Source organism: Neobacillus sp. WH10 (genome assembly GCF_030123405.1).
Lineage (GTDB): Bacteria > Bacillota > Bacilli > Bacillales > Cytobacillaceae > Neobacillus.
The window spans coordinates 1,478,093-1,505,054 of the sequence record NZ_CP126110.1 but is presented as its reverse complement, the minus strand read 5'-3'; the positions used below and the strand labels follow the sequence as shown (position 1 = coordinate 1,505,054).

26 protein-coding genes and 1 riboswitch are annotated in these 26,962 nt (G+C 36.4%); of the genes, 11 read left to right on the top strand and 15 right to left on the bottom strand.

What is annotated here, in order from left to right; all coding sequences use genetic code 11:
- Window positions 1-46: 46 nt before the first annotated feature.
- The 6 genes from QNH20_RS07015 to sigY all read right to left on the bottom strand — a co-directional run bounded on the left by QNH20_RS07015 (window position 47) and on the right by sigY (window position 5,771).
- Complete coding sequence (locus QNH20_RS07015) at window positions 47-2,062, bottom strand: ABC transporter ATP-binding protein (RefSeq protein WP_283922176.1); 2,016 nt, start codon at window positions 2,060-2,062, stop codon at window positions 47-49.
- Entirely contained in the window at window positions 2,059-3,816 is a 1,758-nt protein-coding gene (locus QNH20_RS07010; protein ID WP_283922175.1) for an ABC transporter ATP-binding protein, read from the bottom strand. Before QNH20_RS07010 ends, QNH20_RS07015 begins: the two co-directional genes overlap by 4 nt.
- Before the next feature lie 538 nt (window positions 3,817-4,354).
- Window positions 4,355-4,669, bottom strand: a complete 315-nt coding sequence (locus tag QNH20_RS07005) for a YbjQ family protein (protein ID WP_283922174.1) — start codon at window positions 4,667-4,669, stop codon at window positions 4,355-4,357.
- Window positions 4,650-4,886, bottom strand: coding sequence for a sigma-Y antisigma factor component (locus QNH20_RS07000; protein WP_283922173.1), 237 nt, complete (start codon window positions 4,884-4,886; stop codon window positions 4,650-4,652). The genes QNH20_RS07005 and QNH20_RS07000 overlap by 20 nt, the downstream gene beginning before the upstream one ends.
- Window positions 4,883-5,230, bottom strand: a complete 348-nt coding sequence (locus tag QNH20_RS06995) for a YxlC family protein (protein ID WP_283922172.1) — start codon at window positions 5,228-5,230, stop codon at window positions 4,883-4,885. The genes QNH20_RS07000 and QNH20_RS06995 overlap by 4 nt, the downstream gene beginning before the upstream one ends.
- A complete protein-coding gene (gene sigY, locus QNH20_RS06990; RefSeq protein WP_283922171.1) occupies window positions 5,184-5,771 on the bottom strand; it encodes an RNA polymerase sigma factor SigY in 588 nt (195 codons plus the stop codon). The genes QNH20_RS06995 and sigY overlap by 47 nt, the downstream gene beginning before the upstream one ends.
- Window positions 5,772-5,965: 194 nt before the next feature.
- On the opposite strand from sigY, the gene QNH20_RS06985 reads away from it, so the two are divergent.
- Both QNH20_RS06985 and QNH20_RS06980 read left to right on the top strand, forming a co-directional pair.
- Window positions 5,966-6,868 (top strand): nuclease-related domain-containing protein, encoded by a 903-nt coding sequence (locus QNH20_RS06985; RefSeq protein ID WP_283922170.1) that lies wholly within the window; start codon window positions 5,966-5,968, stop codon window positions 6,866-6,868.
- Between the two features lie 511 nt (window positions 6,869-7,379).
- Window positions 7,380-8,540, top strand: coding sequence for an IS256 family transposase (locus QNH20_RS06980; RefSeq protein ID WP_283918941.1), 1,161 nt, complete (start codon window positions 7,380-7,382; stop codon window positions 8,538-8,540).
- Between the two features lie 605 nt (window positions 8,541-9,145).
- Here the strand turns inward: QNH20_RS06980 and QNH20_RS06975 are convergent.
- The 6 genes from QNH20_RS06975 to thiT all read right to left on the bottom strand — a co-directional run bounded on the left by QNH20_RS06975 (window position 9,146) and on the right by thiT (window position 15,021).
- Entirely contained in the window at window positions 9,146-11,176 is a 2,031-nt protein-coding gene (locus tag QNH20_RS06975) for a transglycosylase domain-containing protein (RefSeq protein ID WP_283923364.1), read from the bottom strand.
- A 130-nt stretch (window positions 11,177-11,306) separates the two neighbouring features.
- The gene (locus QNH20_RS06970) at window positions 11,307-11,771 is read right to left on the bottom strand and encodes a helix-turn-helix transcriptional regulator (RefSeq protein WP_283922169.1); all 465 of its coding nucleotides are present in this window, start codon (window positions 11,769-11,771) and stop codon (window positions 11,307-11,309) included.
- A gap of 111 nt (window positions 11,772-11,882) precedes the next feature.
- Window positions 11,883-12,038 (bottom strand): FeoB-associated Cys-rich membrane protein, encoded by a 156-nt coding sequence (locus tag QNH20_RS06965; RefSeq protein WP_283922168.1) that lies wholly within the window; start codon window positions 12,036-12,038, stop codon window positions 11,883-11,885.
- Window positions 12,039-12,059: 21 nt separating this feature from the next.
- Complete coding sequence (gene feoB, locus QNH20_RS06960; protein WP_283922167.1) at window positions 12,060-14,063, bottom strand: ferrous iron transport protein B; 2,004 nt, start codon at window positions 14,061-14,063, stop codon at window positions 12,060-12,062.
- Window positions 14,063-14,287, bottom strand: coding sequence for a FeoA family protein (locus QNH20_RS06955; protein ID WP_283922166.1), 225 nt, complete (start codon window positions 14,285-14,287; stop codon window positions 14,063-14,065). The genes feoB and QNH20_RS06955 overlap by 1 nt, the downstream gene beginning before the upstream one ends.
- A 146-nt stretch (window positions 14,288-14,433) precedes the next feature.
- The gene (thiT, locus tag QNH20_RS06950; RefSeq protein WP_283922165.1) at window positions 14,434-15,021 is read right to left on the bottom strand and encodes an energy-coupled thiamine transporter ThiT; all 588 of its coding nucleotides are present in this window, start codon (window positions 15,019-15,021) and stop codon (window positions 14,434-14,436) included.
- 386 nt (window positions 15,022-15,407) lie between these two features.
- Window positions 15,408-15,514, bottom strand: a riboswitch (TPP riboswitch).
- Between the two features lie 225 nt (window positions 15,515-15,739).
- On the opposite strand from thiT, the gene QNH20_RS06945 reads away from it, so the two are divergent.
- The 5 genes from QNH20_RS06945 to QNH20_RS06925 all read left to right on the top strand — a co-directional run bounded on the left by QNH20_RS06945 (window position 15,740) and on the right by QNH20_RS06925 (window position 21,257).
- Window positions 15,740-16,894 (top strand): histidine kinase N-terminal domain-containing protein, encoded by a 1,155-nt coding sequence (locus QNH20_RS06945; protein WP_283922164.1) that lies wholly within the window; start codon window positions 15,740-15,742, stop codon window positions 16,892-16,894.
- A gap of 115 nt (window positions 16,895-17,009) precedes the next feature.
- A complete protein-coding gene (locus QNH20_RS06940; protein ID WP_283922163.1) occupies window positions 17,010-17,561 on the top strand; it encodes a GNAT family N-acetyltransferase in 552 nt (183 codons plus the stop codon).
- Between the two features lie 295 nt (window positions 17,562-17,856).
- On the top strand, window positions 17,857-19,152 hold the full coding sequence (locus QNH20_RS06935; RefSeq protein WP_283922162.1) for a hemolysin family protein: 1,296 nt from the start codon (window positions 17,857-17,859) through the stop codon (window positions 19,150-19,152).
- A 257-nt stretch (window positions 19,153-19,409) separates the two neighbouring features.
- The gene (locus tag QNH20_RS06930) at window positions 19,410-19,844 is read left to right on the top strand and encodes a MerR family transcriptional regulator (protein ID WP_349632706.1); all 435 of its coding nucleotides are present in this window, start codon (window positions 19,410-19,412) and stop codon (window positions 19,842-19,844) included.
- Between the two features lie 60 nt (window positions 19,845-19,904).
- Window positions 19,905-21,257 (top strand): hemolysin family protein, encoded by a 1,353-nt coding sequence (locus QNH20_RS06925; protein ID WP_283922161.1) that lies wholly within the window; start codon window positions 19,905-19,907, stop codon window positions 21,255-21,257.
- A 92-nt stretch (window positions 21,258-21,349) separates the two neighbouring features.
- Here QNH20_RS06925 and QNH20_RS06920 read toward each other — a convergent pair whose 3' ends face one another.
- Window positions 21,350-21,646, bottom strand: coding sequence for a hypothetical protein (locus QNH20_RS06920; protein ID WP_283922160.1), 297 nt, complete (start codon window positions 21,644-21,646; stop codon window positions 21,350-21,352).
- A 366-nt stretch (window positions 21,647-22,012) separates the two neighbouring features.
- Here QNH20_RS06920 and QNH20_RS06915 point away from each other — a divergent pair, with 366 nt between their 5' ends.
- Entirely contained in the window at window positions 22,013-22,324 is a 312-nt protein-coding gene (locus QNH20_RS06915; protein WP_283922159.1) for a HesB/YadR/YfhF family protein, read from the top strand.
- Window positions 22,325-22,400: 76 nt separating this feature from the next.
- On the opposite strand, the gene QNH20_RS06910 is transcribed toward QNH20_RS06915, so the two are convergent.
- Window positions 22,401-22,934 carry a hypothetical protein gene (locus tag QNH20_RS06910; protein ID WP_283922158.1) on the bottom strand — a complete coding sequence of 178 codons (534 nt, stop codon included), beginning with the start codon at window positions 22,932-22,934 and terminating at the stop codon, window positions 22,401-22,403.
- A gap of 408 nt (window positions 22,935-23,342) precedes the next feature.
- On the opposite strand from QNH20_RS06910, the gene QNH20_RS06905 reads away from it, so the two are divergent.
- The 3 genes from QNH20_RS06905 (at window position 23,343) to QNH20_RS06895 (ending at window position 25,970) form a co-directional block, all read left to right on the top strand.
- Window positions 23,343-23,921, top strand: coding sequence for a DUF3939 domain-containing protein (locus QNH20_RS06905; RefSeq protein WP_283922157.1), 579 nt, complete (start codon window positions 23,343-23,345; stop codon window positions 23,919-23,921).
- Window positions 23,922-24,198: 277 nt separating this feature from the next.
- Window positions 24,199-25,455: a DUF445 domain-containing protein gene (locus QNH20_RS06900; protein ID WP_283922156.1), complete on the top strand. Its 1,257-nt coding sequence runs from the start codon at window positions 24,199-24,201 to the stop codon at window positions 25,453-25,455.
- A gap of 149 nt (window positions 25,456-25,604) precedes the next feature.
- Complete coding sequence (locus QNH20_RS06895; RefSeq protein ID WP_283922155.1) at window positions 25,605-25,970, top strand: cytochrome-c oxidase; 366 nt, start codon at window positions 25,605-25,607, stop codon at window positions 25,968-25,970.
- Between the two features lie 140 nt (window positions 25,971-26,110).
- On the opposite strand, the gene QNH20_RS06890 is transcribed toward QNH20_RS06895, so the two are convergent.
- Window positions 26,111-26,959 (bottom strand): TIGR03943 family putative permease subunit, encoded by an 849-nt coding sequence (locus QNH20_RS06890; protein ID WP_283922154.1) that lies wholly within the window; start codon window positions 26,957-26,959, stop codon window positions 26,111-26,113.
- Between the last annotated feature and the right edge of the window lie 3 nt (window positions 26,960-26,962).

Here is a 26,962-nt window from a genome sequence, read left to right as displayed (position 1 = left end):
AAAGCAGCGAAAAAAGCTGGCCCTCGATAAAGGGCCAGCTCTTATGCTATCCTGCTATTTCGTTGCCTCCTTGCTGGAGCTGATACATCTGATAATACTTCCCCTTAGTCACCATCAAATCGTCATGGGTTCCTCTCTCAACAATCCTCCCACGGTCGAGTACAAGAATCTGATCGGCATTGCGAATGGTCGACAAACGGTGGGCGATGATAAATGTGGTTCGGCCTTTCTTTAATACATCCATCGCTTCTTGAATAAGGACTTCTGTCTCTGTATCAATGCTAGAGGTGGCTTCATCAAGAATTAGAATAGCTGGGTTAAAGGCAAGCGCACGGGCAAATGAGATCAACTGCCGCTGCCCGCTTGAAAGAGTGCTGCCCTTCTCGATGACCGGCTCATCATATCCATTCTCTAAATTCTTAAATACCTTTTCCGCCCCAACATCCTTTAATGCCTTTTCGACTTTTTCTCTTGTGATTGAGGGATCATTTAAGCTCACGTTCGAAGCAATTGTCCCCGTAAATAAATAGGGATCCTGCAGCACAATGCCCATATGATTTCGAATCGTCTGACGCGGAATACTTTCAATATCTTTACCATCAATAAGAATTTTTCCTTTTTGACAATCATAAAAGCGGAAAAGTAAATTCATGATGGAGCTTTTCCCTGAGCCCGTATGACCGACAAGAGCAACGGTTTCACCGTGCTTCGTTTCAAAATCAATATCTTTTAGTACATATTCTCCTTCATTATAACCAAATGAAACATGATCAAAGGTTACATTCCCTTTATAGCGGGCAATCCGCTCACTGCTGACATTTTCACCCGGCTCATCCATCAATTTAAACACCCGCTCACCAGCCACAAGCGCCTGCTCTAAATTAGCAAGCTGATTGACAATTCCTTGGACAGGCTGAAAAAGACGGTTAACGTAATCAACAAAGGCATATAGCATCCCAAGTGAAATCACGTTTAAAGGATTAAGCGCTTGCCCCCCAAAATACCAAATAAAGGCCACGAAAACGAGATTTCTTAAAATCCCTACTAAGTTATGAGAAGTTAACGCATTTAAACTTAGCATTTTATTTTGGTAGGTAAAATGTTCATAGTTTAGCTTTTCAAAATCTACTTTCGTTTCGGTTTCGCGGCTAAATGCCTGAATAATACTCATTCCTTGAATTGACTCGTTAATCATGGCATTAATATCACTATTCCGAGAACGAATGACACGGTTGTATTTTGATGCATACTTTCGGTAAATTAACATCCATACATACAGGATTGGCAGCATCACTAAACAAATCGCTGCCAGTTTCACATTCAAAATAAACAAGGCCACATATATGCCGGTAATATAAATTGCACTGGTGAAAAAAGTAGCAAGTACGGTTACGTAAAGCTCCCGGATGGCTTCTGTATCATTCGTAATTCGTGCCACCACTTTTCCTGCGGGCAGATTATCAAAATAGTTGATTGGCAGGCGTTGAATATGCCCAAAAACATCCTCACGCATTTTTTGAATGATGCGATTGGCTGATTTTTGCAAGAAAAATTTTTCTCCATATTGAAAAATGGCTGATACAACTAAGAGCCCAAAATAGAATGCTAATAATTGAAATATCGCAGGAATCTCCGGTCGGTAAAACCTTAATAGGTCTGAGCTATTAAGGTTTTCCGCCTGATATTCTGCTTCTTGTGCACCTTTTTTAATGAGTAAGTGTCCTTCTTTTAAGCTTCTTTTTCCATCAAATTCAAGTTCTTGATCAACAAAAACGAACTTGGAACCAACCTGGAGAATCCGAACTGGTTTTCCCTTTTGTTCACCACTTGAAAAATACTTTTCTCTTTTGTACACTTTCCCATTATACTTTACTGCCTTATCGCCATTGATTGTTTCATACCAAACAGATTCAATGCCTAAAATATGCTGATCAATAATATTTTTTGCGATAAACGGCCCTGCTAGATCTGCTGCGACGGAAATGGTCAGCATGATCAATGCCGCCAAAATAATTTTTTTATAACTAAGTGCGTATCCGACTAATCTTCTCCCTGTGGTCATGCTTTCACATCCTCTTCAGCATTACGTTCAATCTGCTGCCGTAAAAATTGTTCACTGTACCATCCTCCCTGCTCCAAGAGCTGTTCATGTGTCCCTTCTTCAATAATTCTTCCTTCATCGAGGACAATAATATGGTCGGCATGCTGGACAGCAGACATCCGATGCGTTGTAATAATGGTTGTTTTTTCTTTTCTTACATTGCGGATATTGTCAATAATTCTCTTTTCTGTTTTTGCATCAACTGCAGATAAGGAATCATCGAGAATGAGAATTTCCGGATTTTTAATAAGAGCACGGGCAATCGAGATGCGTTGCTTTTGCCCGCCGGACAGTGCCACTCCTTTTTCACCTACAAGTGTACTCAATCCTTCCGGAAGCATTTCTAAATCTTTACGGAACGCTGCTAAATCGATGGCCATCGCTAAATCTTCATCGCTCGCTTCATCCCTGCCAAACAGAATATTCTCCTTCACACTTCTTGAAAAAAGTACATGATCCTGAGGCACATAGCCAATCCAGCTGCGAATCTGGTTTAATGTTTGCTCCTCTAACGGAACACCCGCGATGGATATATCACCTTCTCCAAGTGGGTATTGTCTTAATAATTGTTTAATAAACGTAGTCTTTCCGCTTCCCGTTTTACCGACGATTCCCAGTGTCTGACCTTGCAGGAGCCTTACATCCACATTTTCTAAATTGTTATTTTTAGAGGATGGATAGCGGAAGGTTACCTTTTGATAATCAATACGTTCAGCGGAAGCGACAGCAACCGGTTTAACAGGGTTGCTGACATCTTCCTCGTAGTTTAGGGTTTCATGGACGCGGTCAAGTGAAGCATTTCCCCGCTGCATTACATTAATTAACTCACCAATGGCAAACATCGGCCAAATTAGCATCCCTAAATAGACATTAAAGGAAACGAGATTTCCTAATGTAATTGCTTGGTGGAAGACTAAATAAGCACCATACCCGAGACCAATTAAATAGCTGATTCCAACAAGCACCTTTATCGTCGGATCGAATAAGGCATCAATTTTTGCTACATTTATATTTTTATGATAAACATCTTCAGTCAGCTGGTGAAACCGGCTACTATCAGCCTTTTCCTGCACATATGCACGGATAACCCTGACACCCGCAACAGATTCAAGTACCCGGTCATTTAGCTCGCCGAAGGCATCCTGGGCTTCCATAAAGCGGGTATGAATTCTTTTTCCATATAATTTCATTAAAATGGCCATAATGGGCAGGGGAATGATCGCCGCTAATGTCAGTTTCCAGCTTATAAAAAGGCCCATTGTCAACAGTAAGGTCAGCATCCACACACTTGAATCCACGAGTGTCAAGATTCCAAAACCTGCTGTGATCGAGATAGCCTTTAAGTCATTCGTTGCACGTGCCATTAAGTCACCTGTACGATTTTTTTCATAAAAGGCCGGAGTCATTTTTAATAAATGGTTCACAAACCTTGACCGCATTTTCCTTTCTACCAGAAATGCTCCTCCGAATAATTTATATTGCCAAATATAGGTGATGCCATAAGATGAAAACATAATGATGAGAAGGATGGTAAGATATCGCATTATTTTCCCTTCACTCATGGCGCCTACATGAATATCATCAATTGCCATTCCAATTAATTTTGGCGGCATAACATCCAATATACCTACTATTATTAATAGCGATACAGCAATCACATATCGCTGCCAATTTTCTTTAAAAAACCAACTTAATTTTTTTAATACCGAAAACATTGTTGTCTTCCTCCTTTTGTATAATTATCCGCCTTCTGTCTCTTCTTTTGTGAGGTTCAGACGTACTTCGAGTATCAATAACATGGATTGTTCCTCCTCTTTTCTAAAAAGTTATTTAGAAAACTCGCCAACTGGTAAGCCATTAATGGCAAGACAGAGGCGTATTTGCACTTATGCCCGATTGGAAAGTTATCCTTACCAATCGGCTAAAAAAAAGACATACCGCATTTGTGCAGTATGTCTCCTTCTAAAAAAAGGGACAAAAAAACACACGTTACGTTTCAAATAGAACGAAACCTGTGTTTAAGTCATTTATCAATTTTCACAAAGAAAAGTCAGGAGATAATTTCCCAAGGGCAGGTTACATTCAAATATTTAATTGTTAACGAAGATTGAATTAAATTAATCATTTCGTAACCCTCCTTTTCCTAATTTTTCTTACTTTGTTAGATTATCACCAGTCGTTTTAAAAGTCAATTCCCATTTTTCAGAATTATTATCCATATATGCTGTAAGCAGCCACTATTTAAACTTCACTTTATTCCACCCAAACCGCCGTTCCATATGCAATAATTTCCGAGGCTCCCTGCATAACGGAACTGGATTGCAGTCTCATTCCGATGATGGCATTTGCACCTAAATTCCTTGCTTCGCCTAACATTCTTTCAATCGCTTTTTGCCTTGCCTCATCCAGCATATCTGTATATTCCTTAATTTCACCGCCGACAATGGTTTTAAGTCCTGCCATTAAGTCCTTGCCTATATGTTTTGATTGGACGGTACTCCCCTTGACAAAACCGATTAATTCCCTAATTTCCTTGCCTGGTATGTAGTCAGTCGTAACAATCATCATTATGAGAATCCCCCATTTTAGGCATTTTTCTACTAAAAATTTTTCGCACAAAAATTAAATAGAATAGCGTTGGCATTGGGGCTTGAATTAGACCGACAATTCCCCAGAGCCAATAATTATGGCTGTGTTTTCTAGCATCCATAAATAAATATATGCTTTGCGTTAATAAAATTACGACAACAACAATAATGGTGATTAACGAAAGATCCTTATTCATATATGATTCGCCTTCTTCATTATCCGAATACTTGTGTATACCACAATAAAGATAGATGTAATAATTTGCACAAAAATAAAAATAGCAGGCATTTGATAAAGGGAAATGATTAACCCGCTCAAAATAATTAATGCGACAATAAAAAAGACCGACAAATCTTTGATTAATTTTTTCCTTGTGTTTTGCTGCTCTTGGATAACTATTTGTTCAAACCATTGTAAATTAGGTGTATAGACTGGGAATTCATCGATTTCTTCTAATCCCTCTTGCAGTTCGTGAATAGTTTCAAAATCTTTTTTATTTTGTTGTCTGCTGTTCAGGATAATGACTTTCTGTTTCTTCACCTAGCTTCAGCTCCCTTCTAACTGACTTTATTCCGTTATGCACCCTTGATTTAACTGTTCCAGGAGAAATTTTCATCCATTCTCCAATTTCTTCGTAGGAATAACCATAGTAATGCTTCAAAATAATAGGAATTCGAACGTCCTCAGGTAATCTACCCAGTGCCTCGAGGCAATCATTCCATTCTTCATTTCTGCTTTCAAAATGCCATTTCAATTTACGGTATATTTCCTCTTGTCCCTGCCAGTTTTTCTCTCTTTTCATTTTTCGACATTGGTCAATATATGTATTCGTCGCTATTGAAATGAGCCATGTGGTAAATTTACTTTTACCATTATAAAGGTGAATCTTTTGAACACATTTCGCCATTGTCTCTTGTGCTAATTCTTCAGCTGTATCAGGATTCATTGTAATTTTCATTAAATACTTTACAAGGAATGGATAATTTTCTTTAAATAACATGGCAAAGGCAAGATGATCCCCTTTTTTCGCATTTTTTATCAATGCATCCATTCTGTAATAGCCCTCTCTTTCCCCCATCATCTTTGCTTATCTCTTAACCAATTAGACGAATGAACCAGGTTCTCGTTCATTCTTATTTCATTTTACTTGATTTATTAAGATAACTGTCATTAAATATACATACCTTTCCTTCAGCCAATTTAGAATTTTTCGTAAAATAAAACTAGATGCCAATGTCTTGGTTTTTATTTTGAAAGATAGAGAGGATGTGCTTTATGGCTTATAAGCCGCGAACAGAACGGGAAGAAATACCGATATTAAGAAGTTTAAAAGCCCGAATGGAGTTATCTGAAGAAGACATATGGAACTATTTTAACCTAAAAAAGGGGTTTGAAGGGGAAGTGATGTTTGACTTATTAACTGAAAAGCTCCAAAGTGAATGTTTTATATTAAATGATTTGTTGCTGGAGCTAAACAATTCTAAGTTCCAAATTGACACATTAGTTGTTCAAGACACAATATACCTTTTTGATGTTAAAAATCATGAAGGCGATTATTATTATGAAAAAGGTGATTTCATTTCGAAATCTAGAAAGTTAATGAACAATCCGCTAGACCAACTAAAACGATGTGAAACCCTACTCCGCCAATTGCTCCAAAAATATGGTTTCAAACTGCCCGTTGAAGCGTGGGTGGTGTTCATCAACCCCGAATTTACCCTTTATCAAGCACCGAAACATGAGCAAATCATTTATCCTACACAGCTTAATACCCTATTGAAAAAATTAAATATGTGGACGGGGAAACTCAATGGAAACCATAAAAAGCTTGCAGATCTTTTAGTTTCCATGCATCTGGTTGAATCCCCTTACCCTAGGATTCCACCTTATGAATATGAGGAGCTACGGAAGGGCATTATTTGTTCTTCTTGCCAATCGATTTTGCCTAGTGTTACTGGAAGGAAGATTGTTTGTGGGGATTGTGGCTGTAATGAGGGGGTTGATGCTGCGGTTCTACGGAGTGTAAGGGAACTGAAACTTCTTTTCCCAGATCGGAAGATTACTACTAAAGGTGTTAAGGAATGGTGTGGAGGTATTATTTCGAAGGATGTAATTAGACGAAATCTGAATCAAAACTATAAAGCTAATGGATTTGGCCGATGGTTCTATTATGAGTAATATTGCTGTTTTTCTTAGCTGACTTTAAAGCTGTATCATTGGATAACATTATATGCGGGTTGGGGTTCCTATCTAGACGTTTGCTCTCTTTTTTACTAAGAATGCCTATGTAAAACCATTCTACATCGTTGTTTAACCTTTTTTTTTGCGAAATGCCTACGTAGAGACCCTCTACATCGATGTTTACCCTCTTTTTTTGCGAAATGCCTACGTAGAACCTTCTACATCGATGTTTGCTCTCTTTTTTACTCAGAATGCCTACGTAGAACCCTTCTACATAGATGTTTACCCTCTTTTTTATTCGAAATGCCTACGTAGAACCCTTCTACATCGTTGTTTGCCCTATTTTTCACTCGAAATGCTTACGTAGAACCCTTCTACATCGTTGTTTGCCCTATTTTTTACTGGGAATGGATTAAGTCCGTATAATTGTGTAAAAAGAAAAGGAGTCAAATTAATACCTCTTGTCTACAATGTTAACAGCGACGAAAACAATGAGGAGGAATTAATTTTGACTCAACTTCAGTTTAACCTAAATATTGACGATTTAAAAGATTCTGTAATGAATTCTGATATTGACGCAGTTATCAAAGCATCTATAGTCCTTGTATTAAATTCAGTGATGGAAAAAGAACGTGATGATTATTTACATGCTGGAACTTACGAACGTACAACGGACCGTCGGGACTACCGAAATGGCTACTATGAGCGAGAGCTGCTTTTAAGTATTGGTAAAGTAACCTTGAAAGTACCCCGTACACGTAACGGAGAGTTCTCACCTTCTGTATTTGAAAGATATTCCCGGTGTGACCAAGCATTTGTTCTTTCAATGCTCGAAATGGTGGTGAACGGGGTATCCACTCGAAAGGTGAAAAATATAGTACAACAATTATGTGGTGAGAGCGTTTCAAAATCATTTGTTTCTTCCCTAACAGAAAAGCTCGATCCAATTGTTAACACATGGGCAAATAGGCCTCTAAATACAACATACTATCCCTACATTTTTGCGGATGCCATGTATATCAAAGTAAGGGAACATCACCATGTAGTGTCTAAGGCCGTTTATATTGCAACTGCGATTAATGAACATAATGGGCGGGAAATCCTCGGTTTAAAAGTAGACCACTCTGAAAGCTTTGAGGCCTGGCAAAGATTTTTTCAGTACTTACAATCACGCGGTCTACAATCACCTAAATTGATCATATCAGATGCACATAAGGGCTTAAAAAAGGCTATTGCCGAAGAATTTGTGGGGACTACTTGGCAACGCTGCACAGTACATTTTAAACGCAATATCTTTAATCAATTGCCCAAAAAAGACGTGGATGAGGTGAAAATAGGCTTAAAAAGAATGTTTGAGGCTGTAAAAATTGAGGATGCGAGGAATTTCAAAGAGGAGTTTCTAAAGAGTTTTGGAGAAAATCCAAAATTAACAAAAGCAATAGAAACATTGGAAGATGGCTTCGAAGATGCCATTCAATATTTAAACCACCCTTCGAAATATCACAAATATATTCGTAGTACAAATTCATTGGAACGATTGAATCAAGAAGTTAGAAGAAGGGAAAAAGTTATACGAATTTTTCCCAATACACAATCAGCGTTCAGATTAATAGGGGCAGTTTTAATGGACATTGGAGATGAACAAGCAAATAAAAAAATAGCAGTATGAAAAAAGTAATCATGAAATTTTGATAGGTTCGAAGGGAGAACAAGTTGGACCCCCCCCCTTTACCTACTTATAGAAAGCAGAAGAAAATTAGTGTTAAGGTATGGAGGATGGCCTAATTTCGAATTGACATTGAGCCTCCGCGGGCATGATGTAAAGCCAGGAAGCCAGGAGTTTAGCAACCCCTGTCTTGCCCTCCAGGCTATCATGCCCGCCCCTCAATGTAAATTCGAAATAAGTGTACTCCACTTATCATAATTTTAAGCATGTCGATATTTCATTGTAGACACTTTTACACAATATTCTGGACTTGACTTGGGAATGCCTACGTAGAACCCTTCTACATCGATGTTTACCCTCTTTTTTATTCGAAATGCCTACGTAGAACCCTTCTACATCGTTGTTTGCCCTATTTTTTATTCGAAATGCCTACGTAGAACCCTTCTACATCGATGTTTGCCCTATTTTTTATTCGAACACCCTACGTAGAACCCTTCTACATCGATATTTGCCCTATTTTTTATTCAGAACACCCTACGTAGAACTCTTCTACGCGAACTTGCAAAAAAGAATTAAAAAAGGCACGAATTTCTTCGCACCTTCCTGAGTTAATGTTCGTTGCCTTTTTCTTTATTCTTGTGTTTATTATCCCACTTCTCTTTTTGTTTGTTCCATTTTTCTTCCCACTTTTGCACTTCATTATTAAATTTCTCTTGAAAATTATCGCGATTCTTTTCTTCTTCTTCCTTTTTTCTCTGTTCAATTAGTGTAGAAATATGGGTTACCTTAAAGCTTTGGTTTGGTGAATTTTTTAAAGCTTCATTCATGACTTCTCGGAAAATAACCGATGCCCCTGTTCCGCTAGTGGGCGTTATATAATGCTCAGCATCCGTTTTATCATAGCCAACCCAAATCGATCCTACTAACTGCGGTGTATAGCCTACAAACCATTGATCCTTCAAACCGTTGATCCCTTTAATCGGAACCTGTGTAGATCCTGTTTTCCCCGCCGTTTCCCGGCCTGGTATTTGTGCCGGTTTTCCTGTTCCTTGCTCTACAACACCAAGAAGCATTGTTGTCATATCGTCGGTAACAGCTTTTGTCGTTACCCGCTCTTTTTGGACCTTCCACTCAGCTACGACATTGCCATTGGAATCAACAATTTTTTTGATCGCATGAGCTTTGATTCTAACACCGTTATTAGGAAAAACTGAATAAGCTTCTGCCATGTTCAATGGTGAAACGCCCTTATGCAAGCCGCCAAGGGCCATTGATAAATTATGATCTTCTTTGTCTAATGAAATACCAAAACGGTTAATCGAATCCATCCCTTTTTCAATTCCTAATTCATTTAGGAGCCATACCGCTGAAACATTTTTTGATTCCTTTACCGCTTCATACATTGGTACTTCACCTGCATATTGATGGTCATAATTGCTAGGTTGATAATTCCCAAACTTCATTGGCTCGTCTTTTAACATGTCTGTGATTTTCCAACCCTCTTCAAGTGCCGGAGTATAGACAGCTAAAGGTTTAAAGGAAGAACCGGGCTGGGCTTTTAATTGGGAGGCGCGATTATAGCCCCTAAAGGTATGCTCCCCTCTCCCACCGACAAGAGCCCTAATCCCGCCTGTTTTTGGATCAAGTAAAACACCACCGCTTTGCACAAGACGGTCATTTCCTTTTGGAAATAATGCATCATTTTGATAGGTTTGCTCCATCGCCGATTGCATAGTCGGATCAAGCTCTGTATAAATCTGGTAGCCTCCTGTCAATAATTCATCCTGTGTAAACCCGTATTGATTAATAGCCTCATCTAATACTTGATCAACATAGTATGGGTATTTCCCGCGGAACGGGTCGCCGCCTTTATCATTCAAGACAACTTTTTCCTGTTTCGCTTTTTCATATTGCTTGCTGGATATAAATCCTTGCTGTTTCATTAGGGCTAACACCAGATTTCGTCTATCTGTTGCCTTTTCCATATGTTCATAAGGATTAAGAGCAGAAGGCGCCTTTATTAGCCCTGCTAGTAATGCTGATTCGCTAATAGACAGATCTTTAACCTCTTTTGCAAAATATTTGCTGGCCGCTTGTTTAATACCATATGCACCATTTCCAAAATAAATTTGGTTCAAATACATTTGCAGGATTTCTTGTTTTGTGTACTCCCTTTCAACAGCAATGGCTAAAAATACTTCCTGCATTTTTCTTTTTAGCGTTTTTTCAGAAGTTAGAATCGTATTTTTCGTTAATTGCTGTGTGATCGTACTGCCGCCCTCGACCATCTCGCCTGCCTTCAGGTCACGGAAGAGAGCTCTAGACATACCTATTAAATCAACACCATTATGCCGGTAAAATCGATGATCCTCAACGGCAATGACGGCATTTTTCATTGAATCTGGTACTTCCTCAATTGGCACTCCTTCATTTTTATTGGCTGATACCTTACTTGCCACGTTCCCGCTTACATCATAAAAAACGGTGGGCTGGGGCAGTTCATTTTTCAGTTCTGATATATCTGCATCCTTAGAAAAATAATATAGAAGTCCAAAAAAGCTTAGGATTATTATTAACACCAATAACACGATTACTTGGAGCAAATGCCACTTTTTCCAGTTTTTTAAAATTCCATTCATTTTACTTTTAAACACCAATTCGATGACATCCTTTATCTGTAATCTCTATAACAGGTATACTTTTCGATTATCAATGCTTTTTTATGACGGTTCAAGATAGATCGCATAAAAAAAGATGGGGGCATAGTCCTCATCTTTTCATGTCTTTATTGGTTATTTCTTTAAAGCGCTGTTTTGAAAGCTTTTCATCAAAGCTGCTAAAGATGCGGTAATTTCTGTCATCTAATATCCGAAAATGTTTACTTAAAATATTTTGCTGAAGAATAATCCCATTTTTTTGTGATACTACTCGCCACCAAATGCGGCCGCCAAGTGTTTTTGTTTTCCGAAGATCGATTCCATCGAGGGCAACCGTTTCTAGTACCTCTAGGGGTTCGTTTCCAAATAAAAATTGTACTGTTTCCGTTTCGCGAAAAAGAGCACAAATCGAAACAACTGTAGGCCAGTTTGCTCGAACTCTTCCTTTTTCAATTTGCACAAGTGTTTTCTTTGATACACCAATAATATCTGCCATTTTATCCTGTGTATACCCTGCTTCAGTCCGTATTAGACGAAGCTTTTCAGAAACCTGCATGATAATTTCATCCCTAGTCATGTTAAGCCCTTCCTTCAATTGCATCTAGTGTAATTTTACACGAGTTCCCTACATCAATCAAATGATATGAAAAAAACTGCTATCAGCTATCGATACCAGTTTTTTTACTATTTATTTTACATTGGGCGGCAGGCCGCACTGGCTTGAACATGACTTTTTTAAATCACATGCGGCGCATTTTCCCTTTTTCGATTTATTTATAAACTTCACTAATGCAAAGCTGGCGTATCCAAAAATCGCAACACCGATGATAACACTGGCAATCATTTGCTCCACCTCTTTTTAAAATTAAACCAGTCCAAACAGCTTTCCGCCTTGGTAAATAATTAAGGATAGTACATAGGCAATCACAAATGCATATATCATTGAAAAAGCCGTCCATTTTTTTGATCCAGTTTCTTTATAAATTGTCGCCGTAGTTGCTAAACACGGAATATACAAAAGGATAAACACCATAAAACTATAAGCAGCAAGAGGGGTATAATAATCAGCAAGAATTCCTTGCAGGCTTGCATCATTTGGAACAAAATAAATAATATTCATAGTTGAGATTATGGCTTCTTTAGCAAGGAATCCAGTAATTAATGAAGCAGATGCCTGCCAAGTACCAAAACCAATTGGATCAAAAATTGGCGCAATAACATTTCCAATCGCAGCTAAATAACTATGATCCATATCAACTTTTAATCCATTAGGACCAGCGTAGGATAACAGCCAGATAAAGACGGAGCCGGCAAAAATAAAGGTACCTGCCTTTCTAATAAACCCCTTCCCTTTGTCCCAAGTGCTTCTCCATAATGACTGGAACTGAGGAAGCCTGTAAGGAGGCAGTTCGATAACAAATAAAGATGTTTCTGATTTTAATAAAGTAGTAGAAAAGATTTTTGCTAAGATTAATGCTACAACGATACCAAGAACATAAAGGCTAAGAACCACAAATGCCTTATTGCCGGCAAAAAAAGCTCCTACAAATAATGCATAAACGGGCAAGCGGGCTGAACAAGACATTAATGGTGTCAGGAGAATCGTTAAAAGCCTCTCCCTCGGGGTTTCAATAGTTCTAGCAGCCATGATTCCAGGTACATTACAGCCAAAACCGATTATCATCGGAATAAATGCCTTACCATTTAATCCTACCGATTCCATAATCCTGTCCATAACCAAGGCAACACGTGCCATATATCCGGAATCCTCCAATAATGAAATAAAGAAGAAAAGGATAAAGATTTGCGGTACAAACACAAGAACCCCGCCAACCCCTGCTATCAATCCATCAATAATTAGGGCATGAATAAAATCTGATGCATTGATGGCTGTTAAAACATTTTCAAATCCAACTGTTACAGGTCCTGTTAAAAAGGCATCTAACGCATCTGATAATGGCGTTCCAAGCCAATCAAATGTAAGCATAAACATCAAATACATTAACAGCAAAAAGATTGGCATACCAAGGAACCGATTTGTTACAATGCTGTCGATTTTTTCTGACAGCGGAATAACTGAATCACTTTTTTTCGCTACTTCTGCGACGATTCCTTCAATGACTTCTTTTCTTTTTAAATAAATAAAGTTCGCTAATGATTTAATGTCATTTTGTTGCAAAAGTTTCGATTCTAAGTTTGCCATAATCGCTTGTAATTTTTTTGAATCAGCAATACTTTTAACATAGTTTTTGACATATTCATTTCCTTCAATATATTGAATTGCAAGAAAGCGTGTAGAGTGATCGGTTTTCCCCATCATTTCACCGGTCAATTCTATAATAGCTTCCTCAACCTCTTTTCCATAATAGACAAGGTTCTTTTTCGCTGGACGAATTGATTTCGTTGCGATAACATCGACTAGCTTGTCACAACCTTTTCCGCTCCTTGCCACGACAGGAACTACAGGGACACCAAGGGCATCGGAAAGCTTCGAAGCATCTATTTCAATCCCACGCTTATTCGCCACATCAATCATATTAAGGCCGATTAAGGCGGGCTTTTCAAATTCAAGTAATTGAAGTGTCAAATGTAAATTCCGATCTAATTGCGATGCATCTAATATATTTAACAAGCGATCAACGGACTCATTTAAAAAGAAGGAAGTCACAACACCTTCATCCTTTGAAAGAGGATTAAGTGTGTATACACCAGGTAAATCAATTAAATGACCGATATTATTTTTGAATACGCCAACTTTCTTTTCAACTGTAACACCGCTCCAGTTACCAACATACTCATAGGAACCTGTTAGATTATTAAACAATGAAGTTTTCCCGGTATTCGGGTTTCCAATAAGAGCGATTTCCATTATATTCTCTCCACTTCAATCTGAACTGCTTCTTTGCGGCGAATTCCAACGCATTGTCCACATGATTCAATCATAATTGGGCCGCCAAAGGGCATGACGCATTTCACGCACACTTCCGATCCTTCGGTAATACCTAAGTCAAGCAAACGTCTTTGTACCAGGTGACCAACATGAGAAATGTTAATGACCTTTCCCTTATCTCCTGCTTTTAAAGAACCAAACATGTATATCACCCTATCCACGTTAATTGAGAATGATTATCTTTCTATATTGACATTTTAACACTTTTTTAATGGAAAAAGCATACTAATTTTGTGACAAAAGTTCGAAAAAAAAAGAAAGGCGATCTGCCTTTCTTTTTCCATCGATATTAATGTTCTTGTAAAAAACTTTTCTTTGGCATTGCACCGATCACAAGAATGATAATTATCGCACTGATTACAAAGCTTGGGAGCATATACGTTCCATTATATATGAGCGAGTAAATGGTTACCGGTTGGCCCTTAGGCGCATATTCACCAAAGAACACAATTCCGGAAACAACATGACATAGATAGCGAAGAAAACTCCCAAAAAAAGCACCTGTTACTGCATATATCATCCATTTACCTTTTTTCCCTTCAGCAAGGGAATTTTGGATTTGACCAACAAAAATGCCTGCGAAGCCAACGACTGTAAAGGCGATAAAATAATCAATGATACCTTGAACAATGGTATAAATTTGTGCGAAGCCAAGAATAAATTGTAATAATCCAAGTAAAAAACCTGTTAATAATCCTCCCTTTATTCCCCAACGGTATGCCATAAGGAAAATTGGCACCATAGCGATAGAAATGGACCCGCCCTGCGGCCAAAATCGTGCCATTAAGAATCCCGATAACAAGTCAAGTAAATAGGCAAGTGCAGTAAAAACAGCAATTTCCGTAATAAATAGCGTGTTACTTCTCTTTTTGTTCAATCTTCTTTCCCCCTATTAATGTTTGGATCCGTTTGATATCTTCCTAAAAGCAACATGGTGCCAACAAGAAAAGCGGAAGCGCCTTGAACAGGGGCGATATAGGGAGAATTATCGACTGGCAAGCAAAGCGAAGCCAGAGATTAGTCTCCCTTAATGCGTACTTAAAGCGATAGCTTCCTGTAGCCAGGCATAAGACGAGCCGACGAGAAGGCTGCAGTTTAGCCTTCTTGACGGATTGGCTTATGACCCCGAGCCCCTAGGCGCTGTAGCTAGACAACAAGAAAAGCGGAAGCGCCTTGAACAAGGCTACAGCACGCGGAATTCTATTTCTTATCTTCAAAACAAAAAAGCAATGCAAGACGAAAAGGATTGTCTGCATTGCTTTAATATCCGGCAAACCACATCCCTACGCTAGCGTTAACTAACAGGTTCATAGGGTCAGAACTCGAACGTTCACTCTCAGCCGCCTATAGCAGCTCCCCCTGTGGAAGTATTCAATTGTTTCCATAAAAAATATACTATTGATTTATTGTTTTTACAAGGAAATTATTACACTCATGTTGTAATCCTGTTCTAGTTAAATCATCCTAGATAGTCATATTTTTTAACAAAAATCATATTGGGAAAATTATTTATCTCTTATTTTAAAAAGGATTTTTGCCGTCATCAGCGAATTATCATGGTAATCAGTTTTGTTAATACCATAGGGGGAAACAAAATGTTTACGGGAGAACAAACAGATTTAATCGATTTTTTTAATCAAAATAAAGAAAAATTGTTAGAAGAATGGGAAAATGCTATTGTGATTAATCTTGATGACCCCTTCAGAATGAAAATTCGTGAAAACGGGGAAGCACTATTAAATGTGCTACTTACTATGCATTTAAGATCTAACCAAGAACTGTTAGATATTATTGAAAAAATTGCGATAGAAGTGTCAGAAGAAAGGGTATTGGCCGATATTAACATTGGTGATTTCGTCTATAATGTCAATCTTGGCAGAACGATTTTATACAGCTATTTAAGTAAAACAGGAATTTCATGGTCAGAGATGCAGAAATCAATCAATCTGATCAATTTTTGCTTTGATAAATTTTTATATTATGCCGTATCCCATTTTTCGGAAGCAAAAAATAAAATTATTGAAGAAAAGACGATGTTCATTGATTCGACACATCAGGATCGTTTGACACTTCTCGGACAAATGACCTCAAGTTTTATTCATGAATTTAGAAACCCGCTCACATCTATTCAAGGGTTTATTCAATTACTTAAAGCTGATTTTCCAAATATGAGGTATTTAGATATCATTTCATGTGAATTAGAACAGCTTAATTTTCGAATATCCCAGTTCTTATTACTTTCCAAAAAAGAATTAATTGGGAAGGAGAAGGTTCAATTCGGGTTAAATAAACTTATTGATGAAGTATTAAACTTCCTTTATCCAAGTATTCTTGACGGTAAAGTAAAAATCAAAAAAGATTTAAGTGAAGATTTTAGCTTGAATGGCTATGCTGATGAAATCAGGCAGGTTTTTATTAATATCATATTTAATGCCATTGATGTTCTAAATCATCATGAGACTCCTACTCCCACCATAGAGATTAGCAGCTGTTTGGAAAATAACCAGCAAATTAAAATCTGTATTTCCAATAATGGCCCAGTGATCCCGGCAGAGTTACGAAAAACAATTTTCGAACCTTTTTTCACCACTAAGAAGCTTGGGACAGGTCTTGGATTATTTGTATGTAAAGAAATCATTGAAAAACATAAAGGAAATTTAACCTGTGATTCTTCGATGGATAAAACTACTTTTTCAATTTACTTACCTTTTGCCTTAACACCTGCCGGTCAGGATGAAACAATATTATAAGCATAACGCCAAATCCCGCTTTTAATAAAGCAGGGATTTTTTTATTTGTTTGATCTCCCGACAATGCCCTTTCATGCATATGATATACAAAAAATTTTTTCGGGAGAATTGGCCTATGTTTACATTAAAAGTTGACCATGAAATCGAACTTCAATTGTTTCAAACACATCATGCCATAAAGCTGTATAAACTTGTAGAGGAAAATCGTGAACATTTACGCGAATGGATGCCATGGGTGGATAATATGACAACCCTTTATCATTTTGAGTCCATTATTCCGATGTGGCTCACGCAATTTGCTGAAAATAGCGGAATGAACGTTGGTATTGTTTATAAAGGGGAACTCGTTGGCTCGTTGGGCTTGAATCAAATAGATTGGTACAATAGCATGGCAAGTATCGGTTATTATCTCGCTAAAAATGCTGAAGGCCATGGTATTATCACTCGGTCTGTCCATGCCTTTCTTAATTATGCCTTTTTCCAATTAGGATTAAACCGTATAGAAATTCGCTGTGGTGTGAAAAACAAAAAAAGCAGGGCGATTCCTGAACGGCTTGGTTTTGTGAAAGAGGGAAAACTTAGGGACGGAGAACATTTAAATGGTCATTTTCATGATCTAATTGTTTATAGCAAGCTTGCACGTGAATGGAATTCCTTGCACATTTAAAAATATACCTAATGCCGTCAGTTTGACGGTATTTTTTTTTGCCGCTAGGAAAGCATAAGTGCACTAAGGAAAGCTTCACAGTTCAAAAGCTATGTTTTTCGACGACTACGCATCATGAACCGCCTAATGGGGTTCCCTAGTCGGCAAATTTTCTTATCTATATTTCCTCGTTTTTTTCTATTAACACTTTTTTTGAAATAATATTATGACAATCTTATGTAAAGTTGGAAATAATGAATGTATATAGAGTTAATAGTAAGTGAGGTGGCATACCTTACTATTTGTAGGGTGACTGATGATTTGGATGAATGTGATTATAATAGCTGTTCTTATTGCCTTTACTGCTTTTTTTGTTGCTTCAGAATTTGCCATCGTAAGGGTAAGAACAACACGAATAGACCAATTAGTATCCGAAGGTAACAAAAAAGCTGAAGCTGCGAGAAAGGTGATCTCTAATTTAGATGGATACCTTTCGGCCACACAAGTAGGCATCACCATTACTTCTTTAATTTTAGGATGGCGGGGCGAGTCTACGGTCCGGAAACTTTTGGAGCCAATCTTTTCATGGATTCAATTACCGGTATCTATTGAGCCCATTATTTCGACTGTTCTAGCGTTTGCGATTATTACTTTCTTCAATGTAGTAATCGGGGAATTAGCACCGAAAACATTTGCTATCCAAAAGGCTGAAGAAATTATTATGTTAGTTGCCCAGCCTTTGATATTATTTTATAAACTTTTATATCCGTTCATTTGGATTCTTAATCGTTCAGCTCGATACATAACAGGGCTATTCGGAATTAAACCTGCTTCAGAACAAGAACTTGTAATGTCCGAGGAAGAATTGCGAATGCTCCTATCTCATAGTTATGAGAGCGGTGAAATAAATCAATCCGAATACAAGTATGTGAATAAAATATTCGAGTTTGATGATCGAATTGCAAAAGAAATCATGGTGCCGAGAACTGAAGTCATTACACTATCCAAAGAGGCTGCGATGAATGAAATTATCGAAACAGTTAGACTGGAAAAGTATACAAGGTATCCAATTATTGATGGTGATAAAGACAATATTTTAGGAATTGTCAATATAAAGGAAGTTTTAACGGATTGTATCCAGCAAAAATGTTTAGGTGAAAAACCACTTATTCCATATTTAAAGCCAGTTATTCATGTGATTGAAACCATACCGATTAAAGAACTTTTACTGAAGCTACAAAAAAACCGTTCTCATTTGGCAGTTTTATCCGATGAATATGGTGGTACCGCAGGAATCGTAACGGTTGAAGACATTCTTGAAGAAATTGTCGGGGAAATTCGGGATGAGTTTGATATTGACGAACTCCCTCTAATTCAGAAAAAGGGAAATGGAAATTTTATTTTGGATGGAAAAGTTCTGATCAGCGAAGTAAACGATCTCCTGGGCACTACTCTTGAAGAAGAAGATGTAGACACGATAGGCGGATGGTTTTTAACGCAAAAGTTTGATGTCCATAAGGATGATGTAATTGAAAAGGACGGATACACTTTTCAAATTAAGGAAATTGAAGGTCATCATATTATGTATATTGAGGTAAAGAAAACTAGCTGATTGGCGAGCCGATAGGCAAAGACAGAAGCTTAGTTGCACTTATGCATGATGGGAAAGTTTACTTTCCCATCGCTAAAAAGGAAGCAACGTCTCCTGATTTGGGGACGTTATATATAACGCTTAATTTTTGTAATATTTTGATTTCCATATTCATATTTACTGTAAATTCCCATAAAATATTGATATCAACTAATATCCCAACTAGAACGTTTGACTGTACGGTTTAAATTCTTTATAATTATTGTTAATTTTATATATTGTTGAGGTGGTATGATGGGGCTGTCTATCGAATTGGTGAATTAGCAGAAATAGCAATGGTTTCTAAACGAACGATTGACTATTATACGTCTATAGGGTTATTGAAGGCAGAACGCTCTAAGTCAAATTACCGCATTTATTCGGATGAGTCATTAGAGGATTTAAAATTTATAGAAGAATGTAAGAGTCTGCACTTTCCATTAGACGAGATTAAAAGAAAACTAGAAATGCGTAAAGAAAAAAACATTCGTGAATCAGAAGTGGAAAAACATGTAAGTTCCGTAACACAGCTTATGAAACAACTTAATAGTGACTTATTTGATCTTATACCAATTCTTGAAAAATTGGATGACGAACAAAAAAAGAAGCTAACGAATAATCTAAGCATGCTCCGGACAGCACTAGTGAAATCCCTTTTGAATGTAACGAGTTAATTTTTTCAAAAAACTGGGAGGTGACTCCTTACCCGTCAAAAAACGGATAAGGGAATTTATTTGGACATATTTAACTTGGTTATTATAGCCATTTTAATTGCCTTAACTGCTTTTTTTGTAACTTCAGAATTTGCTATTGTAAAAATTAGAAGTTCAAGAATTGATCAGTTAATTGAGGAAGGAAATTCGAATGCTGTTTCAGCAAAAAAAGTTATATCAAACTTGGATGAATATCTGTCTGCCTGTCAATTAGGTATTACAATAACTGCCTTAGGTTTAGGTTGGATTGGGGAATCGACAATTGAGCACATGCTTGGCCCTCTTTTTCATGAACTAAACATTCCTAAGAGCGCATCGCAAATATTATCAGTTGGAATTGCGTTTGCAACCATTACATTTTTACATGTTGTGGTTGGAGAACTTGCACCTAAAACACTGGCCATCCAAAAGGCTGAACTGATCACTTTGATTGTCTCACGTCCGCTGATTCTATTTTATAAAATCATGTACCCTTTTATTTGGGTTCTAAATGGGTCAGCACGGGTTGTTACTAGTGTCTTTGGGCTAAAGCCCATGTCCGAAAATGAAATAGCCCATACGGAGGAAGAGCTTCGAATTATCCTTTCTGAAAGCTATAAAAGTGGTGAAATTAATCAATCGGAGTTTAAGTATGTAAATAAAATTTTTGAATTTGATAACCGGATTGCAAAAGAAATCATGGTTCCAAGAACAGAAATGGTTTCGTTGTCAAAGGATGATTCATTAGAAACCTTTCTTCAGGTTTTACGCGAAGAAAAGTTCACAAGATATCCTGTCATTGATGGCGATAAAGACCATATTATTGGTCTTGTCAATATCAAGGAGGTTATGACCGATTTAATTGGCAATGAAAAACTATCATCTCACACATTAGAAAGTTATACTCGTCCAATAATTAGAGTAATAGAAACCATTCCAATCCATGATTTATTAGTTAAAATGCAAAAAGACCGTGTGCATATGGCGATTTTAATGGACGAATACGGCGGAACATCGGGACTTGTTACGGTTGAAGATATCCTTGAAGAAATTGTTGGCGAGATTCGTGATGAATTTGATATGGATGAAATTCCAGAAATCCGCAAAATTAAGGAAAACCATTATATTATTGACTCAAAGGTTTTAGTAAGTGAGATCAATGATTTATTGGGTGTTGAAATTGATGATGAAGATATAGATACAATCGGCGGCTGGATTCTGACCGAAAATTACGAGGCTCAAGAAGGCGACATCATTCTTCACGATTCTTATACCTTTAAAATCCTTGATATGGAAGAACATCATATTAAATATATTGAAGTAACAAAAAATATTCATAATGAAGAAACCAACATCCCACAGATAGCCCTATCTAAATCAGAAGTCCTTTCATAAGTACTTTTCTTTCATTTTAAAATAGACCGATTTCTTTCGGTCTATTTTTTATAAAAAAAAACTGTATAATTTCATACAGTCTCCATTTAAAGTTATTTTGTTTTTAAAATGATGATATCCTCTTCTGCTTTTGCTAATTTCACTAAATGAGAATCGAGGCGGCGGTTGATATGATGAATCTCACTGCTCTGTTTTTCCTCAATGCGCTGGAGTGATTCTTTAATATCAGATAAATCAATTTGGTTTACTTCAACCCTATGCTCTATGCTGTCCATCTTCTCTAAGCTCGATAGCCTTTTTTCAATGTTTACCAATGTGGCATTAAATGTACTGATTAAGCTTTTAATATCTTGTATCGTTTCAGTTAGTATTTCAAATTGTTTTTCCATTTTCAAAACCTCCCTTGTCATATTTTTTTATTTTATTTTATCACCGTTTTATTATAAACATGTTACAAAAACAGCAACAATACACGTTGAAATTCTTTGAAAAGGTTTCCAATAGAGCAATTAGAAATTTTTTATTAAAACTTATCTCCATTCAGTTAATTTAAGTCACACATGTGAACAATTCGAAGCTAAAAAGTGAACATTTTTTTAAATCATTGCGGTTAGGTGAAGATTGTGAAAAACGTCACATGCAAAATTCTTGAAAAGATATAATCTTTCAATATAAGGAATTGGAGAGTAACCTCATTTTGTCCGATTCATCAAAATCCTTATGCAATATCAACTAGGAAAAGGTTGGTGTATAATATGTTCATATCTATCGATGAAAAAGCTTCTTCATGGTTCACAAGAGAATTCGACCTCAATAAACCATTCAGTATTAGGATGTTTCCTCAATATGCCGGATTTGGACAAAAACATAAAGGATATAGTCTTGCTTTTTCTGTAGAACATCCAGCAAATATTGGCTTTACTAAAGAAGTTAATGGAATTACCTTCTATGTTGAAGGGAACGATGTTTGGTTTTTCGAAGATACTGAGACTTACTTATCTTTTGATGATTTCCTCGACGAAATACAAGTCACTTTTAATGAAGAAATCGGCTCAGCAATTAATTAATATAATGTTAAATGGATATCCATAGTAATAAAAAACAAGCCGGATGATTTTCCATCCGGCCTTTTTTCATTAATTATTAGTTTACTTGTTTTGCTAAGCTTGGTGGAAGTAATTTTTCACCTTCAAATACTTTGCCAAGTTTTTCTTCACCTTGTGCGAAGATTTCATCCGCTGCATCAAGTGATGGAGCATCCTTTTTCAATTCATCTGCTTTAGCTTGGTAAGAAGCGGCATAATCCTTTATTGCTGCCTCAAGATCAGTCTTTTGGTTCTTCAGTTCTGCAGGAATTTGCACGCTATTTAGCTCAGCAGCTACAGAGCCAGCTGAATCACTTGCTTTAGCTCTATCCTCGGCAGTTGGTAATTCTTCCGGTTTTGCATCTTCCTTTGTTGCTTTTGCCACATATGTATTTAAATCAGCATCTTTTGCATTAATTTTGTTTCCAAGATCCATATAGAATTTAACTAATTCCTTTTTAATATCCACTTTAGGTGCCGCTGCTTCTTTTGGTTCTTCCTTCTTTTCTGTTTTTGCCTCCTCATTGCTTGTACAAGCAGTCAGACCAATGGCCATCGTTAAAGCTGATAATGATACTAAGAACTTTTTCATCTAAGATTCCCCCTATTTCTCTTTTTTACACCTTGATTATTTTACAACATTTAATAAGACGAAAAAAGTACTAAAAGGTTTCAATAAATAAAATTTTTTTAACTTTTTTAATATAAGGTAAAATATTAATTGTTATAATCTTTTCTGAAATTACTATTCTTAACAAAATAATTTGTAAAACTTACGTAATGCTAGCCATGTTCCACTTTACTATTCAGAAAATTAAGAAATAATTGTGAACTATGTTACAATAATGAAAATTTTGGTATATAATAAATATGACATAATATAGTCCTCTCACTCAATGGTTCCTTATCATTCTATTCCTATAATTTTCATAGAAAGGAGTTGAACATTACGGAACATTCGAGGCCTCAGGTAGTCTTGTTTAAAAGGGGGCATAAAATTATGAAGTACAAGTTTTTTTTCGGAATAGGAATTGGCTGGCTATCTGTTTACTCAATGGTTCAAAAATACTTTAAATCTCCCAAACAGAAAGATAAGGGGAATGAGAATACAGTAAATATGAAATTGAAGGATAGCAAAAACTATCCGATTATAGATGTGTCTATTGACGATGTACGTAAATCTATTAGGGCGTTTTCTAATAATCTGCCAAAGGGAGTTTTCCGGACCATTCTTGTTCAAGAGGATAATAGTATCGACTTTAAACAGCTTGCTTCACTCCTTGGCGGTATTCCTTCTAAAAAGTTTTATATGTCAAAAGAAACCTATGATTTATTTGAAGAAAGTGAAAAACAAATTCCAATTGAAATGGATATCATTCAAAAGGCCGTTGATCAATATGTAAAAGAGAATAAGGAATTTCCAATGTTAAAATTTGATCCTCAGCAAAGAGTGAATTATTATCAGCTATTACAGGACAAATACCTTAAAGCAGCGCCAAAAACACAATTTTATATTACTGACCTAGATGGTCTGATAACACATATAATGCCACAGAAAAAAAATTCCTCTCAAAGATGAGAGGAATTTTTTTGTTCCATATTCTTTATTGAATTAAGGCACCATCTTTTACGATTTAGTCCATTTCAATTGAAGTGTTGACCACCATATGCCCATTATCGCAAAGAAAGTTTCGCTTATTGTAAACAAAGTAACTATTTTCTAACAATAAAAAGTATTTTTACTTCTTTTTAAGCAATTACTGTTTTAAAAAGATGTTTTTTTTTGCTTTTTTTTCAGCTATATTGAGATAATAGCACTAAACAATAATATTTATTTAAAAACGAGGGGTATAAAGATGTTAAAACAGAAGAATAAATCGCAGCATTTAGCGACTATTTCTCTTGCAGTGATGGCAATCGGATTTCTGATAACTATGCCAATACGGGATTCACTATGGGGAATCATTCTGCAGGGTGGTTTTGAAGCAGGGCTTGTTGGGGGCCTTGCGGATTGGTTTGCTGTTACCGCCTTATTTCGACACCCATTAGGTATTCCAATCCCCCATACGGCATTGCTGCCAAAAAACCGAAAAAGAATTATCGCGGGGATTATCTCGATGCTTGAAAACGATTGGCTAACGAAAGAGAGCATTCGAAAAAAAATTGATACTCTTAATTTTTCTGAAAAGCTGTTTTCGATTATTGACAAGGAAATTCATTCAAAGGCAATTCAAAAAAATTTCATCAATCTGATTCAACATTTAATTCATACGATTGATACTAAGAAAATTGCTCCGGTAATTGAAAAGGAATTAAAATCCCAGTTATATAAATTAGATACTAAGAATTACCTCCCTTTGATAATTGATCAGGTTATGGAAAGAAAATACGATGAAAAAACACTTGATATTATTTTAAAAGAAGTTTATGAGTGGGCGGAAAAAGATAGTACCAAGTACAAGCTAGGCGGGTTAGCAGTTGACGCTGTAGAAAATATTAAAGCCGATGGGTTTATGCAATTTGCATTAAAGTCATTTAGTAATCTCGTTAACGAAGAAAAGCTGGGTAATATTATCCAAAGCCTTATTCTAAAAGGAGTGGACAGCTTTCGGGATCCCTATAATCCAAATAGAAAAACATTAATGATTCATATTCATAATAAGCTGGAGTCAGTAAAAAATGATGAAAAAGTTTACGAGGAACTTAATCACCTAAAGACTCAATTGATTGGAAAATGGGAACCTCAAGAACAAATTATTTCTTTACTTAACAATTTGAAGCAAAAAGCGCATGATTTCGTCGAAGAAGCAAACTTTTTCAATCATTACATTCTCCCGATTATCATTGATGGGCTAGAAAATTTAAAAGCAACTCCTGAAAAAGTCAATTCTTTAGAAACTTGGATTAAGCAGCAAATTACCAGCTTTGTTGATAAAAATCATACAAAGATTGGCAAACTTGTCGAGGAAAATTTAGAAAGACTTGATGATAAAACCCTCATTACAATGGTTGAAACAAATGTAGGCAAAGACCTGCAATGGATTCGTGTTAATGGGGCTGTTTGCGGATTTTTAATTGGACTTGTATTAGTAGGTATAAAAGCCTTACTATAAACGATAGAGCCGCCTATAAAAAGGCGGCTTTTTTTATTTCTTTAGAAAAAAATCATGTGTTGTCCTCTAAAACCTAAGTTCTTTTTTAAAAAACCCCCTCATATTTAGTACTGTAGTCACTATTTTTAAATTTGAAGGAGGGTAGAAAGATGGCAGTTAAGTTTATTAAAATTTCTGTTTTGTATTTTGTCATCGGAGCCTGTATCGGTATGTATATGTCAATGACAGAAAAATTCAGCTTCACACCCGTTCATGTTCATATTATTTTATTAGGCTGGATGTCAATGGCACTCGCAGGACTTATTTATGTCGTTTTTCCAACTGCAGCCAAAACTGCACTTGCAAAGGTTCATTTCTGGCTGCATAATATCTCCTTACCAATCATGATGATTGGGCTTGCATTCCTTGTATCAGGTATGGATAAAGCCGGGCCAGCGGTTGCTACTGGTGGTACATTGATGGTTTTAGGAATCATTGTCTTTGCAATCAACATTTTAAAAAATGTGAATAACTAATCTGACCTTATTTTTTCTCCTTTTTATTCTAGATTATAAGAAATGCTAAATTGTTTACTTTTATGAAAAGACACCGAGATTTCGGTGTCTTTATTACATTATTAGAATAAATAATCGACTTCCTCTAAACTGATGCTTTTCTAATACCCTCTAAAAACATATTGCTCTTTTGGAGCATCAGTCTTTGACCATTCCTCGACTTTTAAATAGGGAATATTGGTTTTAAATGGCTGATAATAAATCGTGGAGATTTTCCCTTTCACTGTAACCCACTCATCATTTTTCAACTTCGTTCCCTCCGGCATGTCAACAAGCATTCCAAAGACTCCGGAGTCAGCTATACAGTGGATAACACCAAATCTGAAGACAAAAAGCTGATTTTTATCGATGGTTTCCTTATCATTGAAAACAAACCCTTTAAATTCAATTTCTTTTCCTAGAAAATCACCTGGAAAATTATAAATTGTTTCCATTCCTTTTAGGTAATTTTGATCATTCAAGATAATCGTACTTTGATCTACGTATTTTTTCTTTTCCTTTTTCATTAACTTATCATAGTCATCTTTTCCATAATATACACTTGTATCTGGTCGAAGAAATTGTTGCTGCATAAACGAGTCCCCTTGTCCTTCATCATAAATAGGAAAATGGAATCCTTTTGCCTTCACAATATTGGAATCAAGAGTAGCGATGGGAAAAAATAAACCAGAAATAATCGGAAAAGCAAAAATTGGGTAGACATACAACTTTTTATACCACTTATCTTCTTTTGAATGATTGTGACCACAATGATCATGGTCGCATCCGGCATCTTTTGAAGGCTCCTTATTCAGCATCAGAATTTGAACAATGGTTAACAATAGTAAGGCATAACCAGCAGCTGCTGATAGGTAAGAATATTTCATATTGATATATTTATTAATATCTCCGGTAATATGAAGGTGAAATATTAAATAAGTAAAACCAATTAGGATCAAACTTCTAATCATCGT

What these genes read in the sequence shown, in the direction of transcription:
- QNH20_RS07015 (WP_283922176.1), bottom strand. Translation starts at nt 2,062, where the DNA reads ATGACCACAGGGAGAAGATTAGTCGGATACGCACTTAGTTATAAAAAA.
- QNH20_RS06965 (WP_283922168.1), bottom strand. Translation starts at nt 12,038, where the DNA reads ATGATTGCCAGTGTTATCATCGGTGTTGCGATTTTTGGATACGCCAGC.
- QNH20_RS07010 (WP_283922175.1), bottom strand. Translation starts at nt 3,816, where the DNA reads ATGTTTTCGGTATTAAAAAAATTAAGTTGGTTTTTTAAAGAAAATTGG.
- QNH20_RS06890 (WP_283922154.1), bottom strand. Translation starts at nt 26,959, where the DNA reads ATGATTAGAAGTTTGATCCTAATTGGTTTTACTTATTTAATATTTCAC.
- QNH20_RS06970 (WP_283922169.1), bottom strand. Translation starts at nt 11,771, where the DNA reads ATGACTAGGGATGAAATTATCATGCAGGTTTCTGAAAAGCTTCGTCTA.
- QNH20_RS07000 (WP_283922173.1), bottom strand. Translation starts at nt 4,886, where the DNA reads ATGAATAAGGATCTTTCGTTAATCACCATTATTGTTGTTGTCGTAATT.
- QNH20_RS06935 (WP_283922162.1), top strand. Translation starts at nt 17,857, where the DNA reads ATGATTTGGATGAATGTGATTATAATAGCTGTTCTTATTGCCTTTACT.
- QNH20_RS06975 (WP_283923364.1), bottom strand. Translation starts at nt 11,176, where the DNA reads ATGAATGGAATTTTAAAAAACTGGAAAAAGTGGCATTTGCTCCAAGTA.
- QNH20_RS06920 (WP_283922160.1), bottom strand. Translation starts at nt 21,646, where the DNA reads ATGGAAAAACAATTTGAAATACTAACTGAAACGATACAAGATATTAAA.
- QNH20_RS06905 (WP_283922157.1), top strand. Translation starts at nt 23,343, where the DNA reads ATGAAGTACAAGTTTTTTTTCGGAATAGGAATTGGCTGGCTATCTGTT.
- QNH20_RS06940 (WP_283922163.1), top strand. Translation starts at nt 17,010, where the DNA reads ATGTTTACATTAAAAGTTGACCATGAAATCGAACTTCAATTGTTTCAA.
- QNH20_RS06985 (WP_283922170.1), top strand. Translation starts at nt 5,966, where the DNA reads ATGGCTTATAAGCCGCGAACAGAACGGGAAGAAATACCGATATTAAGA.
- sigY (WP_283922171.1), bottom strand. Translation starts at nt 5,771, where the DNA reads ATGATGGGGGAAAGAGAGGGCTATTACAGAATGGATGCATTGATAAAA.
- QNH20_RS06895 (WP_283922155.1), top strand. Translation starts at nt 25,605, where the DNA reads ATGGCAGTTAAGTTTATTAAAATTTCTGTTTTGTATTTTGTCATCGGA.
- QNH20_RS06915 (WP_283922159.1), top strand. Translation starts at nt 22,013, where the DNA reads ATGTTCATATCTATCGATGAAAAAGCTTCTTCATGGTTCACAAGAGAA.
- feoB (WP_283922167.1), bottom strand. Translation starts at nt 14,063, where the DNA reads ATGGAAATCGCTCTTATTGGAAACCCGAATACCGGGAAAACTTCATTG.
- QNH20_RS06945 (WP_283922164.1), top strand. Translation starts at nt 15,740, where the DNA reads ATGTTTACGGGAGAACAAACAGATTTAATCGATTTTTTTAATCAAAAT.
- QNH20_RS06955 (WP_283922166.1), bottom strand. Translation starts at nt 14,287, where the DNA reads ATGTTTGGTTCTTTAAAAGCAGGAGATAAGGGAAAGGTCATTAACATT.
- QNH20_RS06910 (WP_283922158.1), bottom strand. Translation starts at nt 22,934, where the DNA reads ATGAAAAAGTTCTTAGTATCATTATCAGCTTTAACGATGGCCATTGGT.
- QNH20_RS06900 (WP_283922156.1), top strand. Translation starts at nt 24,199, where the DNA reads ATGTTAAAACAGAAGAATAAATCGCAGCATTTAGCGACTATTTCTCTT.
- QNH20_RS07005 (WP_283922174.1), bottom strand. Translation starts at nt 4,669, where the DNA reads ATGATGATTGTTACGACTGACTACATACCAGGCAAGGAAATTAGGGAA.